This window comes from Microcystis flos-aquae FACHB-1344 (assembly GCF_014698375.1).
GTDB lineage: Bacteria > Cyanobacteriota > Cyanobacteriia > Cyanobacteriales > Microcystaceae > Microcystis > Microcystis aeruginosa.
Map to the genome: position 1 here is coordinate 55,900 of NZ_JACJSW010000199.1, position 19,270 is coordinate 75,169.

The window sequence follows — 19,270 nt, forward strand, 5'->3', positions numbered from 1 at the left end:
GTGTGGCATCCTCAGATCTGATAGTCTTGCGCTAATCTATCTTTAAATGTCACACTTTCCGCACTTCTTAATATTCAATTAATAATTTTTACTAATTTATTGCTCCCACAGTAGTTTCTACAATGAAGATTTTTCGTCAAAACATCCCAGGGAATGTAAAAATTTGTAAAAGTATATGGAGATGTGCAGAATGTCGGTTAATATGCTATGATGTCGAGGCTCAGAACAATTGTGAACAAGCGACAGAAACCTCGACCTTAGCCCTAGGCGGGTTTCCTGTAGTTCGTATAGCAATAATCCCACTCGTCAGAGACGGGAATTATCGCTTTAAGGGAACTGGGAACGGGGAAAAAAGCATTGTACCCCATGACTCTGAATACCGCCATCAACTACTATTTAGGGAAAAGGTTAAGTAGTCGGACATAAATTCTGTTGTCTATCTTAAGAAATGTAAATTGCCGCAATTCTTACTGACTCCTGACTTGAAAGTGGCAAGTGGCAAGTGGGGAGAATACACAAAAGCTGTCTCCTGTCTCCTGACTCCTGACTCCTTACCCTACAGTTAACTTTACTTTTGTCCAACTACTTAGAACAGCAATGGAAGCACATCTGGTTTCAATAGATTACCAAATTCGGCAACTTCAAGAAATAGATCCAGTAACTACTCTATTTGGTAATGTAAGTCAGAATAAAACCGGGGAGCAAGATAGCGTTATTGAAGTTATCTCTACAGATTTACAGGAAAAAATCAACAGTTTAACGGCAAACAATTCCGTTAATAAATTAGCATTTTATCTGGCTGTTGTCCAAGTTTTAATGTTTAAATATACTGCTCAAGTCGAGTTTGCCACGGCTACAGGAGCTTTGAATACAGAAAAATTAGAGAGCCTGATATTCTGCCGATTCAATCAACAGAATTTTAGTTCATTTAAAGATTTACTAAGAATCATTCGTAAAGATTTACAAGAAGGATATCGCCATCAAAACTATACTCTGGATAGTTTGGTCAAAACCTTGGCAGCAAGAGGAGGAAATCTAGAGAATATTTTTGACGTTGCTGTGATCAAAGAAGGGCTGTGCGCCGACATTTCTTCCTTAAATCGGTTTCAATTAGTTTTTGCCATAGCAGCGGATGATAGTGGTGTTTCTGTCACTTTTATTAAAGATAAATTTCCCAGAGATTTTGTCGAGAGAATGCTAGGACATTACCGGAAAATCTTAGAAACAGTGACGAGTAATCCCGATATATATTTATCAGAAATTGATATATTAACGACAAAAGAACGAGAACAATTGCTGAGAGATTGGAATGATACGGCCATTCAATATCCTGAAAAGCAATGGATTCATCAGCTATTTGAAGAGCAAGCCAAACTTTACCCTGAGAGAGTGGCGGTCATTTTTGAAAATCAAGAATTAACTTATCAAGAATTAAATGAAAAAGCCAATCAACTTGGTCATTATCTACAAAAATTAGGAGTAAAACCAGAGGAATTAGTAGGAATTTATCTAGAGCGTTCCTTAGAAATGGTAGTAGGATTATTGGCTGTTTTGAAGGCCGGAGGAGCTTACGTCCCCTTAGATCCTAATTATCCTCAAGAACGCCTAAGTTATCTATTAGAAGATACTGGGGTAAAAGTGATCATTACTGCGGAATCGCTGCGGGGATTGTTGGCGGAATACCGGGGAATTGTTGTTGCTTTGGATACAGATTGGCCAGCAATTTCTCAAGAAAGTCAGAACAATTGTGACAGTGGCGTAACGGGGGAAAATTTAGCCTATGTTATTTATACTTCGGGATCCACAGGTAAGCCTAAAGGCGTAATGAATAATCATAAGGGGATTAGGAATCGTTTGTTGTGGATGCAGGATACTTATCAGTTAACTAAGAGTGATGGCATTTTACAAAAAACCCCTTTTAGTTTTGATGTTTCAGTCTGGGAATTCTTTTGGCCCTTATTAGCCGGTGCAACCCTAGTGGTAGCTAAACCAGAAGGTCATAAAGATAGTACCTATTTAATACAATTGATCCAAAAGCAGCAAATCACTACCCTTCATTTTGTCCCCTCAATGTTGCGAGTGTTTCTGCAAGAACCAGAGCTAAAAGAATGTAGTTCTCTCAAGCGGGTTTTCTGTAGTGGGGAAGCTTTGTCATTAGAGTTAACACAACGCTTTTTTGAGCATTTTGACTGTGAACTTCACAACCTCTACGGTCCGACTGAGGCGGCGATTGATGTGACTTACTGGCCCTGTTTGCCGGAGAATCAAAAAGCTCTAGTGAGTATTGGTCAACCAATTGCCAATACTCAGATTTATATTCTTAATCCGGATTTACAACCAGTTCCTATAGGAATTGTGGGAGAATTACACATTGGTGGCATAGGTTTAGCTCGTGGATACCTCAATCGTCCCGAATTGACGGCCGAGAAATTTATCCCTAATCCTTTTGCTAAGGTCGAAGGAGAAATAGGGGGAGAAATTAGGGCAAAATTATATAAGACGGGAGATTTAGCCCGGTATTTACCCGATGGAAATATTGAATTTTTGGGGCGTATTGACCATCAAGTTAAGATTCGAGGTTTCCGGATTGAGCTTGGGGAAATTGAAACTATACTCAGTGAACATCCAGCAGTTGAGCAAGCGGTAGTCATTGCATCGGAGACAGAAACAGGGAGTAAAACACTAATTGCTTATGTTGTGGGTCAGTCTCAAGAGGGGGAACTCTTGGCGACTTCAGAAAAAGGGCAATTATTCGATGAGCAAATCGAGCAATGGCAAAGCCTCTATAACCAAATTTACAGCCAAACATCGGCAGATTCTGAGGGTATATTTAATATTGTTGGCTGGAATAGTAGTTACACGGGGGAACCTATCCCAGTTGCTCAGATGCGAGAATGGCTAGATGATAAAGTTAAGGTTATTCTCGCTCAACAACCTAAAAAAGTTCTGGAAATAGGTTGTGGAACCGGGTTAATATTATTCCAAGTTGCTCCCCATTGCCAGTGTTATTGGGGAACCGATATTTCATCAGTAGCCTTAGACGATATTCAGCGAATTAATCAAGAAGGGCCTCAGCTAGAGCAAGTCAGGCTATTGCATAGCACAGCCGATAATTTTGAGGGTTTGGAGTCAGAAGGATTCGATACAATTATCCTTAACTCGGTTGTGCAGTATTTCCCCCATATAGATTACTTACTGAGGGTTTTAGAGGGAGCTATCAAGGTACTAACTCCGGGGGGGTGTATTTTCCTTGGAGATGTGCGAAACTTGCAACTCATGGAAGCTTTTCACGCTGATGTAGAACTTTATAAGGCTAACCCTGAAGATTCGATTAAGGATTTTAAACAGCGAGTACAGAGAAAAATTGAGCAAGAAAATGAATTATTTATTGACCCAGATTTTTTTAGAGCAATTCAGTCCTATTTTCCTCAGATTACTGAAGTCGAGATTCATCTAGAGAGAGGTCAACACCACAACGAATTAACTCAATTCCGTTATAATGTTGTTCTGCGGATTGAAACGATTCTGGATTTTAGCACCGACTTTCCAGAATTAAACTGGACTGAACAGCAGCTGACTTTATCTGAGGCAAGAAATCAACTGGGGAAATCTGAGGGGTTAAGGGTGATAGGTGTCCCTAATTCTCGCTTGTTCAGACCTTTAAAAAGTGCGGAATTGTTGAGGAATTCTCAAGACTTGGGGACGACCGAGGAATTTCAAGCCATTAAATCGGACATTATACCAGAAAATGCCGTAGAACCTGAAGATTTTTCGGCTTTAGCTGAGGATTTATCCCTTTCGGTTTGGGTAACTTGGTCGGATACTCCAGACCGTTACGATGTGATTTTTGCCCCGCTGGAAAATTCCCGTAGAAATTACATCGCTTTTACCCCCACCCACACCGCAAAACCTGAATGGCAACTTTATGCAAATCACCCTTTAAGGTCTAAGTTAAACAGTAAACTGATTCCCCAACTGCGGAGTTATCTGCAAAACCAACTCCCAGAATACATGATACCTCATGCCTTTGTGCAATTGGATGCTATTCCTCTGACAAATAGTGGAAAAATTGACCGTCGCGCCCTACCCTCTCCAAGCTATAACAGTTTAAGGAATTCGGAGAATTTTGTCGCACCTTGTACCCCTCTTGAGGAAATTTTAGCACTGATTTGGGCTGAAGTTTTGGGCATCGAAGAGGTTGGTATTCACGATAATTTTTTTGAACTTGGGGGGGATTCGATTCGGGGAATACAAGTGATCGCTAAGGCGCGACAAATGGGTTTTCATTTTTCCTTACCCCAATTATTGCAACATCAAACCATTCAAGAATTGGCCAATTGCGTTAGCTATGAAATTGATACTTTAGGGACTGAAAAAACGGAAGTTTTTAGTTTAATTTCTCAAGAAGTTCGCCTCAATTTACCGGAGGAAGTGGAGGATGCTTATCCTCTAACTGCTCTACAATTGGGGATGATATTTCATAGTGAATATCAGGGGAATCTATCGGTGTACCATGATGTGTTTACCTATCATATTCGTGCTGATTTTAGTTTTCCCGCTTTACATAGTGCTATTCAGGAGATTGTCCAGCGGCATCCGGTATTACGAACCAGTTTCGCACTCTTTGAATATCAGGAACCCCTACAATTAGTTCACCGACAAATCGATGTTCCTTTAGGATTAGATGACCTAACCCATCTATCTACTTCTGAACAAGACACGGCTATTGATGATTGGATTGAGCGGGAAAAAATCCGCACTTTTGACTGGAATATTCCTCCTTTATTTCGCTTTCATCTCCATCGCCGCAGTCAGGATAACTTTAACCTAACTTTCAGTTTTCATCACTCTATTTTAGATGGGTGGAGTGTGGCTTCGTTGCTCACAGAATTGTTACAGCAGTATCTCTACCTTCTCGACAAAAAAGTTCTCCCTCTCTCTCCACCTCCCGCTCTCAGTTTTAGGGATTTTGTTGCCTTAGAAAAGAAAACTATTCAATCGCCAGAATGCCAGAATTATTGGCAAGAAAAACTCAGAGATGTGACGCTGACTAAACTTCCTCAGTGGTCGAAATCTAATCAAGTTAATCAAGATTGGGATTGGTTAGTTCCTATATCTAGTCAGGTATCTCAGGGATTAAAACAACTCGGTAAACAAGTGGGAGTCCCCCTAAAAAGTGTTTTATTGGCGGCTCATTTTCGGGTATTAAGTTTACTGAATAATCAGAGGGATATTGTTACGGGTTTAGTCTCTAATGGACGGTTAGAAGCAGCCGATGGGGAAAAGATATTAGGTTTATTTTTGAATACTTTGCCCCTACGTTTAGAGTTATCTGGAGGCCCTTGGAGCGATTTAGTTAAGCAAGCTTTTGATGTTGAAAGAGAATGCTTATCTTGGCGAAGATATCCCCTCGCTGAGTTACAAAAATCAGGTCAACCTTTGTTTGATACGGCTTTTAATTTTATTCATTTCCATGTTTATCAAGGTATCATCGGGGTGAAAGATTTAGAGGTCTTAGGAGGGAAGTTTTTTAATCAAACTAATTTTACATTGTTAGCTAATTTTAGTCTTCATCCCCTTTCATCTCAAATAGAACTTACCCTTAAATATGATGGGAATTATCTAGGGGAAAAGCAGATGGAGTTAATCGGAGGATACTACGAGAAAACTCTCATCGCTATGGCAACGGAAGGGTTAGAACGTTATGAAACTTGTTGTTTACTTTCTGAGCAAGAACAACATCAATTATTAAAAGAATGGAATGATACTGAGGTTCACTATCCGGATGGGTGTATTCATCAATTGTTTGAGGAGCAAGTTAAGCGCAGTCCTGATGCGATCGCTATTATTACAGAAAATGAACAATTAACCTACCGTCAATTAAACGAAAAAGCGAATCAATTAGGGCATTATTTAGGCAAAAAAGGGGTAAAAACGGAGTCTTTGGTGGGAATTTGCCTAGAACGGACCCCTGAGATGGTTATAGGGTTATTAGCTATTCTCAAAGCAGGGGGAGCTTATGTACCTTTAGATCCAGCTTATCCAACTGAACGCCTCAATGTTATCTTAGAAGATGCTCAAGTTTCCTTGTTGCTAACACAAGCAAAATTAGTAGAGAAATTAGGGAATTATCCAGGGAATCTGGTGATATTAGAGGCAGAAGCCAGAAATATAGCCCTAGAAAGTCCCGAAAACCTCTCTTTACCCGTAAGTTCCAGTAATACCGCTTATGTGATTTATACCTCCGGTTCAACGGGGAAACCAAAAGGGGTTGTCATTGAGCATCACAGCACCACAACCTTACTGAATTGGTCCAAGGAAGTCTTTAGCAGTGAGGAATTAGCGGGGGTTTTGGGAGCTACTTCTATTTGTTTTGATTTGTCAGTATTTGAACTATTTTTGCCCTTGGCTGTGGGGGGTAAGATTATTCTGGCCCAGAATGTTTTAGATTTGCCTAGTTTAAGTGCAGCCAAAGAGGTAACATTAATTAATACCGTACCTACAGCGATCGCTCAACTGCTGGAAATTGAGGCGATACCTGAGACTGTGCAAACGGTAAACCTCGCCGGAGAAGCTTTGTCTAATCAATTAGTCCAGAAGCTTTACCAGCAGGAGAACATTAAGAATGTTTATAATCTCTACGGTCCGTCAGAAGATACCACTTATTCCACTTTTAGCTTAGTGCCTAAAGGACACCATGGACAACCGAGTATCGGCCGGCCTATTGCCAATACTCAAGTTTATATTCTGGACTCTTTTAAGCAACCGGTTCCTCTAGGAACTATTGGTGATTTATATATCGGGGGTAAAGGGTTAGCTCGATGTTATCTGAATCAACCTGAATTAACCGCCGAGAAATTTATCTCCAATCCGTTTAGTAATGAACCCAATGCCAAACTCTATAAAACAGGAGATTTAGCCCGATATTTACCCGATGGAAATATTGATTTTTTGGGGCGGGGTGATAATCAGGTAAAATTGCGGGGTTTCCGTATTGAATTAGGAGAAATTGAGGCAACTCTAGGGACTTATCCCCAAGTTAAGCAAAAGGTGGTGAAGGTTTGGGAAGACTCCTATCGGAATAAGAGGTTAGTCGCTTATCTAGTAGGAGAAAATGGCCCGATAAATACTGAGGATTTGCGTCGTTTCTTGGGACAGAAATTGCCAGAGTATATGATTCCGGCTCTTTTTGTCTCCTTAGAAGCTCTCCCTCTGACTCCCAATGGAAAAATTGACCGTTCCAGTTTACCCCTCCCTGAGATACCTTGGACATCTGAGCAGGATTTTGTCCCCCCGCATACTCAGAAAGAAAAGATTTTGGCCAGTATTTGGCAAGATGTTCTCAGAATTAAACAAGTGAGTCGTTATGACCGCTTTTTTGAAGTTGGGGGCGATTCTATTCTCAGTATTCAGGTTGTCGCTCGCGCTCGTCAAGCCGGGTTGAAGATTACCCCTAAACAGATATTTGAATATCCTACTCTTGCTGAACTAGCTACAGTTGCCGATTATTCCACAGCCGAATTAGCTAAACAGGGTTTAGTGACGGGTATTGTGCCTCTCACTCCCATTCAACTGTGGTTTTTTGAGCAAAATCGCGCTGAAATGCACCACTTTAATCAGTCTGTCCTCTTAGAAGTTCCCCGTCACCTGAAAGCTGATTTGTTAGCTCAATCTCTGAGAAAATTAATTGAACATCATGACGCTTTGCGGTTACGGTTTACTGTGGAGGAAGGACAATGGCAACAAGTTAATGAAGGAATGCCGGAGGAAGTACCTTTTGAAGTGATTGATTTGTCTTCTATTCCTCAATCTCAGCAAAGGGAAACTCTCTTAGCAATGGCAACAACTCAACAGGCAAGTTTAAACCTCTCTACTGGACTATTAATCAAGGCGGTACTATTGGAATTGGCACCCTATCAACCCAGTCGGTTACTGATTATTATTCATCACTTGGGGGTTGATGGTGTATCTTGGCGAATTTTGTTAGAAGATTTATTGATGACTTATCAACAGCTAGAAAGGGGGGAGAATGTAGAACTTCCACCTAAAACCATAGCCTTTCAGGATTGGGCGCTTCTCTTGAGGGATTATGGACAAGGGGAAAAAGCGAAAGAGCCATTAGACTATTGGTTAACTCAACCTTGGTTAGAGGCGAGAAATTTACCTGTAGATGACGAGGCTGGAAAACAATACAATACAGTAGCGACGGCAAATGATGTCACGGTGACTCTAGATGAAGAACAAACCCGCACCCTCTTGCAAAAAGTCCCCGCTGCCTATAACACTCAAATTAATGAGGTTTTGTTAACCGCTTTAGCGGAAACTTTGACAGAATGGACAGAAAATTTGACCATATCTCTTGATTTAGAAGGACACGGACGAGAAGATTTGTTCAGTGAGGTTGACTTATCGAGGACGGTAGGTTGGTTTACCAGTCTTTTTCCGGTTATTTTGCGACTCCCCCCCGAAAATCACCCCGGTGAGCGGCTCAAATCTATTAAAGAACAGTTACGAGCTATTCCTCACAGGGGAATTGGCTATGGAATTTCGCGATATTTGAGTGATGATGCTGATATTAAGTCTCAATTAGCTGAAATTCCTGCCAGAGAAGTTTTGTTTAATTATTTAGGTCAATTTGAGCAAGGACAATTGCAAAAAGGGGATTGGAAATTAGCGGATGAGTCTAAGGGGCCCAATCACAGTCTTAAGGGACATCGTAGTCATTTATTAGAGATTACGGCCAGAGTTATCGAGGGACAGTTACAAGTAAACTGGACTTATAGCGATCTCATCTATGAACGTTCGACGGTAGAATATTTAGGGCGCAGCTATAAAGAAGCTTTGCTGAAATTGATTGAGCATTGTTTATCTCCTGATGCTGGGGGTTACACTCCCTCAGATTTTCCAGTAGCGCACTTGAATCAACAGGAATTAGACGATATTCTGGCAGAAATTGACTAATAAGGAGAATCTTTCATGGCAGACACAAAAAATCAACCCGCCAAAAATGTGGAGTCTATTTATCCTCTTTCCCCCATGCAGGAAGGGATGCTCTTTCATAGTCTTTATACTCCTGATTCAGGGATTTATTGTAGTCAAACTCTAATTACTCTGGAGGGAGAAATTAACCTTGCAGTTTTTAGGCAAGCGTGGGAAAAAGTTGTAGAGCGTCACTCGGTATTAAGGACTCTATTTCTTTGGGAAAAACGGGAAAACCCTCTGCAAATTGTGCGAAAAAAGGTTGATTTGCCTTGGGATTATCAAGATTGGCGCAATCTTTCCCCCACAGAGCAACAACAACGTTTAGATTTATTGTTACAAACAGAGCGTCAACAAGGGTTTGAACTCAAAGTTGCTCCTTTGATGCGCTGCTTGATGATTCAACTATCGGACCAAACTTATAAATTCCTCTGCAATCATCATCATATTATTCTGGATGGTTGGAGTATGCCTATTATTTATCAAGAAGTTTTAGGGTTTTATGAGGCAGGTATTCAAGGGAAAAGTTATCATCTTCCTTTGCCGCGTCCTTATCAAGATTATATTGTTTGGTTACAGCAGCAAAACCCATCTATTGCTGAGAGTTTTTGGCAGCGAACTCTTGAAGGGTTTATGACTCCCACCCCCCTGAGGGTGGACAGACTCCAGTTAATGAAATCTGAAGGTAAGCCGACTTATAAAGAGTATAACTGTCATTTATCGGCTTCTCACTCCAAAGACCTGCAATCTTTGGCGCAAAAGCATAATCTGACCTTATCTACTCTAGTACAGGCCGCTTGGGCGATTCTTCTCAGTCGCTATAGTGGGGAGTCAGAAGTTTTATTTGGGGTTACGGTTTCTGGTCGCCCTCATGATTTATCAGGGGTAGAACATAGGGTAGGATTATTTATTAATACATTGCCGCTGCGAGTCTCCATCAGAGAATCAGATTTATTGCTATCTTGGTTACAGGAATTACAGCAAAAGCAAGCAGAAATTCAGGATTATGCTTATGTTTCTCTGGCTGAAATACAGAGATTAAGTGATATTCCACCGGGGGTTCCCCTGTTTGAGAGTTTGGTCGTTTTTGAGAATTATCCTAGAGAAGCGTTATCGAGAGATTCTCGTCAATCCTTAAGGGTTAAGGATGTGGAGAATTTTGAGGAAACTAATTATCCTTTGACGGTGGTTGCTATTCCTAAAGAGGAGTTACTGATTCAGTTAGTCTATGATACTAGCCGTTTTACTCAGGATACGATTGAACGGATGGCAGCACATTTACAGACTATTTTAACAGGGATTGTTACTGATACTCGGCAACGGGTAACACAATTACCTATATTGACAACACAAGAGCAACATCAGTTATTAGTAGAGTGGAACAATACCGAGGCAGATTATCCTTTAGATAAGTCTTTACATCAATTATTTGAGGAACAAGTTGCACAGAATCCGCAGGGAATAGCGGTTATTTTTGAAGGACAAAAATTAACCTATCAACAGTTAAATAACCGGGGCAATCAGTTAGCTCACTGTTTACGAGATAAGGGTGTAGGTCCAGAAAGTTTGGTCGGGATTTTTATGGAGCGTTCCCTAGAGATGGTCATCGGTTTATTAGGGATATTAAAAGCCGGGGGAGCTTATGTACCTTTAGCTCCGGATTATCCTACCGAGCGCTTGGGGGATATCCTCTCAGATTCGGGGGTTTCTTTGGTGTTAACTCAGGAATCTTTAGGGGATTTTCTTCCCCAAACTGAGGCCGAGTTACTGTGTTTAGATAGGGATTGGGAAAAGATAGCTACCTATAGTCCAGAAAATCCCTTCAATCTAACGACTCCTGAGAATTTAGCCTATGTTATTTATACATCAGGTTCAACGGGAAAACCCAAAGGCGTGATGAATATTCATAGAGGAATTTGTAATACTCTGACATATACTATTGGTCATTATAATATTACCTCTGAAGACCGCATTCTCCAAATTATTTCCTTGAGTTTTGATGGTTCAGTCTGGGAAATTTTTTCGTCTTTAATATCTGGTGCTTCTCTAGTCGTGGCTAAACCTGACGGGTATAAAGATATAGATTATTTAATAGATTTAATTGTGCAAGAACAAGTAACTTATTTCACTTGTGTTCCCTCAATATTGCGAGTTTTTCTGCAACATCCCAAGAGCAAATATTGCCACTGTTTAAAACGAGTAATTGTCGGGGGAGAAGCCTTATCTTATGAACTCAATCAACGATTTTTTCAGCAGTTAAACTGTGAATTATATAACGCTTATGGACCAACAGAAGTAGCGGTTGAGACTACTATCTGGTGCTGTCAGCCAAATTCCCAAATTTCTATTGGAACTCCCATTGCTAATGCCCAGATTTACATTCTCGACAGTTATCTCCAACCGGTTCCTATTGGTGTTGCTGGAGAATTACATATTGGTGGAATGGGTTTAGCGCGTGGATATCTCAATCGTCTGGAATTAACTCAAGAAAAATTTATTTCTAACCCTTTTGCTGAGGGGAAATTATATAAAACCGGAGATTTAGCTCGCTATCTTCCTGAGGGCAATATTGAATATTTAGGGCGGATTGATAATCAAGTTAAGCTGAGAGGTTTACGCATTGAATTAGGAGAAATTCAGACGGTTTTAGAAACTCATCCCAACGTTGAACAAACTGTTGTGATTATGCGGGAAGATACCTTATATAATCAACGGTTAGTTGCTTATGTAATCAGAAAAAATTCTTTATTAACTCCTCAGGATCTGCGTCGTTTCTTACAGCAGCAACTCCCCGCTTATATGGTCCCTTCTGCCTTTGTAATGTTGTCGGATTTTCCCTTAAATAACAATGGCAAGATAGACAGGAAAAAATTACCTATCCCCGATGAGACATCAATTATTGAATCTGCTTATATAGCCCCAAGAAATGAAAAAGAAAGCCTCTTAGCTCAGATTTGGCAAGATGTTCTTCAGGTATCCAAAATAGGGGTTAGTGACAACTTCTTTGAGTTAGGAGGACATAGCTTAAAAGCTATTTCTCTAGTGAGTAAAATTCAGGAAAAGTTAGGTCAATCTTTGCCTATTAAACAAGTATTTGCTCATCCTACCATTGCTGAACAAGCAGCATTATTAAGCACTGTTACCCCTCTGACGGTAGCCACTATTCCCCTTGTATCTGCACAGGAAACCTACGAAACATCCCATGCTCAGAGACGTTTCTATGTCTTGCAACAGATGGATCTCAATAATGTAGCTTATCATATTGTTTCCACTCTCAAAATAGCAGGAGATTTTAGCCCAGATGTCTTTGAAAAAGCCATACAATTATTGATTTCCCGTCATGAATCCCTGCGGACATCTTTCATTTTAATTAACGGTGAACCACAACAGAAAATCCTGCAAAATCGTCCTTTTGATTGGGAATTTAAAGACTGGACAAATAAACCTGATGAAGAAATCCTAGAAACGATTGCAAAAGAGAGAAAACCGTTTGACTTAGAGAAAAGTCCCCTGGTGCGCTCTAAGATTTATAAACTATCTCCGAATGAATATATTTTAGAGTTAGAAATTCATCATATTATCTGTGATGGTTGGTCAATGAGTTTGTTAGCTAAAGAATGCTTACAATACTACTCTGATTTAGCCAAAGGATTACAGCCTAGTATAGAGCCATTGCCGATACAATATAAAGATTATGCAGGATGGCAAAATAATCTTTTAAGAAGCGAAAATAATCCCAAAAACCTAGATTACTGGCGGCAAAAACTGGACAATGGACAACTGACCAGAGTTCACTTACCGACAGACTTTAAACGTCCCCAAATAAAGACGTTTAAGGGTTCTCATTTAAGCTGGACATTTGACCGAGAAACGATTTCTAAATTAAGAAAAATTTGTCAAGAAAACGAAATCACCCTATTCATGGCATTGGTAGCGGCTGTCAAAATATTACTGTATCGCTACAGTGGTCAACATGATATTACTATTGGTACAGAAATCGCCACCAGAAGCCATCCTCAACTGCAATCTCTAATCGGTTTATTTCTCAATACCTTAGTTATTCGTGACCAAATTGAACCCGAAAAAGGCTACAAAAATCTACTCGCAAAGGTTCGTCAAACCGTTACCGAAGCCTTAGAACATTCCGATTATCCCTTTGATATTTTAGTAGAAAAATTAGCTGTTTCTAGAGAAATTAACCGCACTCCCTTGTTTGATATATTAGTCCTTCTGCAAAATTTTGATCAACCTGTAGGCTTGGAAAATATACAAATAAAATCTCTAGATTCCCTGACCCCGACCAGTAAGTTTGATCTATCTTTTGTGTTTAGTGAAGATCAGGAAAAACTCAGATTAGAGCTAATTTATAACACCGACTTATTCCAAGAGGAGAGGATGAAAAAATGTCTCATTCACTTCGATAAACTCTTGAATGAAATGCTATCTAACCCCGCCCAACCAGTCAAAGACATTTCTTTGTTATCGGCAGCAGAAACCGCTTTTATTGCCAATTTTATCAATCCTATTCCTCGCTTAGAAACCCGTACTATTATCCATGATTTTATTGACCAAGTTGCAGCCAAACCAGAGAAAACATCGATAATTTATCCTGGGGGTAAATTTAGCTATCAAGAATTACATGAACTAACTAACTTTTGGGCTTATGCCTTAAAAGAATTAGGCGTGGAAAAAGACAAGGTTTGTGGTGTTCTCCTAGAGGGAGATTATCGTCAGTTAATCGCTATGCTGGCAGTATTTAAAGCTGGAGGAATCTATTTACCTTTACGTTTAGATGAACCAGAGGAGCGCCGGCAACGCATGATGATTAAAACTAGCCCCGAAATTATCTTAGTTGCGGCTGAGAATTTAGAGGGGATTAAACCCCAACTATCCGCATTAGAAAAACCGCCTCATATCTTAGTGGTTAAGGCTCATAAAATTCAGCAATATCATCAGTGGAATGGCATGGATTATCAAGAGTTTCCTTGCCAATTAAGCAAACTGCAACCCCTTCTAGCTATGCCGGATGCTGATGATTCTAATTATATTATGTTTACTTCTGGCTCAACCGGTGAACCTAAAGCAATTTTAGGCAGTCACGGCAGCTTACGTCATTTCATTGATTGGGAAAAACGGGAATTTGGCATTAATGAAAGTTGGCGCTGTTTACAAATTGCTCAAATTAATTTTGATGCTTATTTGAGGGAAACCTGTGTGACTTTATGCTCAGGGGGAACTCTGTATATTCCAGAGAGTACAGAGCGAGAAGACTTAGAGCTTTTATTACTGCGAATAGGAGAATGGAAAATTAACTTACTACACACTGTCCCCTCGGTAATGCGTCTATTTTTAAAGATGGGGCGTGGTTTAGTTAATGCACATAATCTCCTGAAAAGTTTGCGAATTTTTGTCTTAGGAGGAGAGCCTTTATTTGTGAAAGAACTGGCTGAATGGCATCAAATTTTTGGCTCTCAGACAGAATTTGTGAATATTTATGGGGCAAGTGAAACTACATTTGTTAAGCATTTTTATCGAATTCCTAACCCTAATAATATTCCCTATGAACGGGTTCCGGGTGGTCAAACTTTGCCAGATGCCGCTTATGCAGTGGTTGATGGAAATCGCGCCAGGGCAATAGGAGAAGTAGGAGAAGTGTTCGTTAAATCCCCCTATTTAACCAAAGGTTATTATCAAGATGAAAGCTTAACTCATTCAGTTTTTGTGCCTAATCCTTTGAATGGGGGGAGGGATATAGTTTATCGTACTGGAGACTTAGGCAGACTGCTTCCTGATCTAACTTTAGAAGTAATAGGACGCAGTGACAATCAAATTAAATTAAATGGGGTACGGATTGAATTAGGAGAGATTGAAGATGTCCTCAGTGGGATTGAGGGAGTAGAAAAAGCCTTAGTTATGGCTAATAAAAAGGAGGAATTAGTAACCGTAATTGCTTATTATCAAGCAGAGGATACAGTTCATCAGGAATATATTCGAGGTAAATTAAAGCAACTCTTACCGATTTATATGCAGCCTAGCTTTTTAATGCGGTTAGAAGCTTTTCCCTTGTTACCCAATGGAAAAATTCATCGTCTAGCTTTGCCAAAACCCGAAGAAAATATTACTGACTCAACTAACCAAGTCCCAGATTTTAATCCACAAGAAGCTTTATTAGCTTCCCTTTGGGGTGAGTTATTAGAAGCAGAAGTTAGTAACAGTAATCAGTCATTTTTTGAACTAGGAGGAAACAGTCTAAAGGCGATGCGCTTAGTGTCACAAATCCGTAATCAATTTGGGGTTTCCCTCCGATTACGGGAAATTTTTACCCATAATACTTTAAAAGAACAAGCTGTATTAATTCAATCCCGACAAAAACGATGATCAACTTACCACAATCTGACTCAATTAACCCACTGGAAAAACAAAAATATTACCAAGTCTCTCACGGTCAAAGAAGGCTTTGGATTTTGCAGCATATCAGCGAATCTTCTAGTGCTTATAATATTAGGCTTGCCATGAGAATTAATGGCAAGTTAGATGTTTCTATATTAACAGCAGCCTTTCAAGAACTGGTGAACCGTCATGAAATTCTCAGAACCACTTTTACCAGTGTTGGGGGCAATATTAAGCAAGTTATTCATGAGCAAATACCCACAGAACAGTTAATCATTTTTAAAGATTTAAGAGCAGAAAAAGATGCTGAACTCTTGGCAGATGATTTAATTCAAGAGTCGGCAAATTTACCTTTTAGTTTAGAAAAGTTGCCCCTTATTCGGGTCTTATTGGTGCAGATTAAGTCAGAAGAATTTATCTTTGGTTTGACTGTCCATCATATTATTGGAGATGCACAATCACTTGATATTATCTTTCAAGAGTTCTTTACATTATACTCTGCTTATAGTCAACAAAAAAAAGCTGAATTACCCCCTCTTACTCTACAGTATAAAGATTATGCGGCATGGCAAAATCAGTGGTTAGAAAGTGAAGAAGTTAGAGAACAACATGAGTATTGGTGTGAGGTTTTTACCGAACATCCCCCTATCTTAAACTTACCGATAGACTTCCCTCGACCTCAAGTAAAATCTTCTCAAGCGGCTTCCTACACTTATCAATTTAGTGAGAGTCTTAGCCAACAATTACAAACCTTTGCAACTGGAAATCAGACGACTCTATTTATTACCCTACTGACCTTCTTTAAAATATTACTCTACCGCCACACCGGCCAGCGTGATTTAGTAGTTGGTATCCCTATTTCAGCACGAAATCATCCTGATTTAGAAAACCAGATCGGGTTTTATGTTAACACCTTGGCTTTGAGATCTTTATTACCAGAGGGAGTAACTTTTAAGCAAGTCTTAGGGGAAGTAACTAACACCTGTCTTGATGCCTATGAATATCGTGATTATCCTTTTGATAAATTAGTATCCGCTCTCAATTTAGAACGTGATTTGTCCAGAAATCCCTTATTTGATGTCATGTTTTCTTTACTGGGTAAAGAAAGCAAAACCGTCTTAAAAATTCCTGGTTTGGAACATCAACCCTATCCCTTAAAACCACGCATGGCTCAATTTGATATGACTTGGAGCTTCTTTGAAGATAGTCATAATCTTACATTAGCTATTGAATATGAGCCAGATTTATTTTTGCCTGAAACTATCGCCAGAATGAACGGTCACTTTTTACAAATTATTGAAAGTGTAATTCAGAATCCCGATTGTAAATTATCTGAGATTAATTTATTAACCCCTGAAGAACGGCATCAATTACTAATAGAGTGGAATCAAACCGAAGTCGCTTATTCTCAACAGTGTCTGCACCATTTATTTGAAGAAAAAGTTAGAGATAATTCCGAGGCAATAGCTCTTATTTTTGAGGGCAAAAAATTGACCTATCGAGAGTTAAATAGTCGAGCTAATCAAGTCGGTCACTATTTACAAGAAAAAGGCGTAACTTCAGAAGTTTTAGTGGGGATTTTTATTGAGCGTTCTTTTGAGATGATCATCGGAATATTGGGAATTATGAAAGCTGGGGGAGCTTATGTTCCTTTGGATCCTAATTATCCCCCTGAGCGCTTGGATTATATGATATCTGATTCGGCGATTTCTCTGTTGTTAACTCAGCAATCTTTAGTTCAATCTCTGCCCGAAAATCAAGCCGAAATACTGTGTTTAGATACAGATTGGTTAAAGATAGCTAATTATAGTCAAGAGAATTTGACCTCTCCAGTTAAACCAGAAAATTTAGCTTATGTTATATACACTTCGGGTTCAACGGGAAAACCTAAAGGTGTGATGAATATTCATCAAGGAATTTGCAATACTCTAAAATACAATATTGACAATTATAATCTTAACTCTGAAGATCGCATTCTCCAAATTACTCCCTTTAGTTTTGATGTTTCAGTTTGGGAAGTTTTCTCATCTTTAACATCTGGTGCTACCCTAGTCGTGGCTAAACCTGACGGGTATAAAGATATAGATTATTTAATAGATTTAATTGTGCAAGAACAAGTAACTTGTTTCACTTGTGTTCCCTCAATATTGCGAGTTTTTCTGCAACATCCTAAGCTCAAAGATTGTCACTGTTTAAAACGAGTAATTGCCGGGGGAGAAGCCTTATCTTATGAACTCAATCAACGATTTTTTCAGCAGTTAAACTGTGAATTATATAACGCTTATGGACCAACAGAAGCCGCCGTTGATGCTACTGTCTGGTGCTGTCAGCCAAATTCCCAGTTAATTCCTATTGGACGTCCCATTGCTAATGCCCAAGTTTATATTCTCGATAGTTATCTCCAACCAGTTCCTATTGGTGTTGCTGGAGAATTACATATTGGTGGAATGGGTTTAGCGCGTGGATATCTCAACCAATCTGAATTAACGGCTGAAAAATTTATTCCTCATCCTTTTGCTCAGGGGAAATTATATAAAACGGGAGATTTAGCTCGCTATCTTCCTGATGGAAACATTGAATATTTAGGGCGGATTGACAATCAAGTTAAGCTGAGAGGTTTCCGCATTGAATTAGGAGAAATTCAGACGGTTTTAGAAACTCATCCTAACGTTGAACAGGCTGTTGTGATTATGCGGGAAGATACCTTATATAATCAACGGTTAGTTGCTTATGTAATCAGAAAAGATACTTTATTAACTTCCCAAGATTTGCGTCGTTTCTTACAGCAGAAATTACCCGTTTACATGATCCCTTCTGCCTTTGCCATGTTGTCGGATTTTCCCTTAAATCCTAATGGGAAAATAGACGTTCATAAATTGCCTATACCGGATGAAACTTCTCTAGTTGAATCACCCTATTTAGCCCCCCGCAATTCAACGGAAACTATCTTAGTAAGCCTTTGGCAACAACTTCTACAAGCTGGCAAGATAGGGGTTAATGATAACTTCTTTGAGTTGGGGGGTCATTCCTTACAAGCTATGAATCTTATGGCTTTAATTTATGAAAAAATGGCCATAGAAATTCCTTTATCAATGATTTATGAAAAGCCAACAGTCGCCGAATTAAGCGATTATATTATCTATGCTCAGGAGATGAATATTCAACCGAAAGAACGCCCGTATGTGGTGTTTAATAAGGAGCAAGAAAAGGCCGTCTTTTTATTTCCACCCGCCCTTGGTTTCGCTGCTGCTTATGCCAATTTAGCAGAGTATCTAAGGAATTATGCTATTTATACTTTCCGGTATATTAGCGATGAATTAATGTTAAAAAAATACGCTGAATTAATTGAGGATTTGGCTCAGAATCAAGATATAAAATTAATGGGACATTCCGCCGGCGGATTTTTAGCGATGTTAATGGCGCAACAATTAGAAAGTCGAGGGAGAGTTGTTTCTGATGTCATTTTACTGGATACTTACAGAGGAGGACGTGAGGCTAAAAAAGCTGATATGTCAGAGATTCAAGAAGGGGTTGATGCTTTCTTATTAAATCCCAAACGTCAGGAATTAAGAGGTTACTTTTTAGAAAATCAAAAACTCCGTGATCGCACTTATCATCAAGTGTGGGAATACTTTAATTTTCTTTGGAATTCTGACTTAAAAAATGTACAAATTCAAGGGACCATTCATTTGATTCGTGCTGAGGGAAACTATGAAGCTCAAGATGATTGGACACAAGCAACAAAAGGAGAAAGAATCAATCATTATGCCACTGGTATTCATCGTGAAATGATTGATCCTCCTTATCTTCCAAAAAACGCTCTGATTATTAATAGTATTCTCAACCCAAAACAGTCGTAACCGTTGAGGGGGGGGGACGAAATCGGGCAATCTGAGAGACA

Annotated in this window: 3 protein-coding genes; all 3 read left to right on the forward strand. The window is 39.5% G+C overall.

The features are described 5' to 3' along the window. The first annotated feature begins 597 nt into the window (after positions 1 to 597). From H6G48_RS20445 to H6G48_RS20455, 3 genes are read left to right on the forward strand one after another with little or no spacing between them, the layout of a single operon-like run. The gene (locus tag H6G48_RS20445; RefSeq protein WP_190723011.1) at positions 598 to 8,961 is read left to right on the forward strand and encodes a non-ribosomal peptide synthetase; all 8,364 of its coding nucleotides are present in this window, start codon (positions 598 to 600) and stop codon (positions 8,959 to 8,961) included. Between the two features lie 15 nt (positions 8,962 to 8,976). Continuing rightward, the gene (locus H6G48_RS20450) at positions 8,977 to 15,357 is read left to right on the forward strand and encodes a non-ribosomal peptide synthetase (protein ID WP_190723012.1); all 6,381 of its coding nucleotides are present in this window, start codon (positions 8,977 to 8,979) and stop codon (positions 15,355 to 15,357) included. Continuing rightward, a complete protein-coding gene (locus H6G48_RS20455) occupies positions 15,354 to 19,229 on the forward strand; it encodes a non-ribosomal peptide synthetase (protein ID WP_190723013.1) in 3,876 nt (1,291 codons plus the stop codon). The genes H6G48_RS20450 and H6G48_RS20455 overlap by 4 nt, the downstream gene beginning before the upstream one ends. Positions 19,230 to 19,270: the final 41 nt, after the last annotated feature.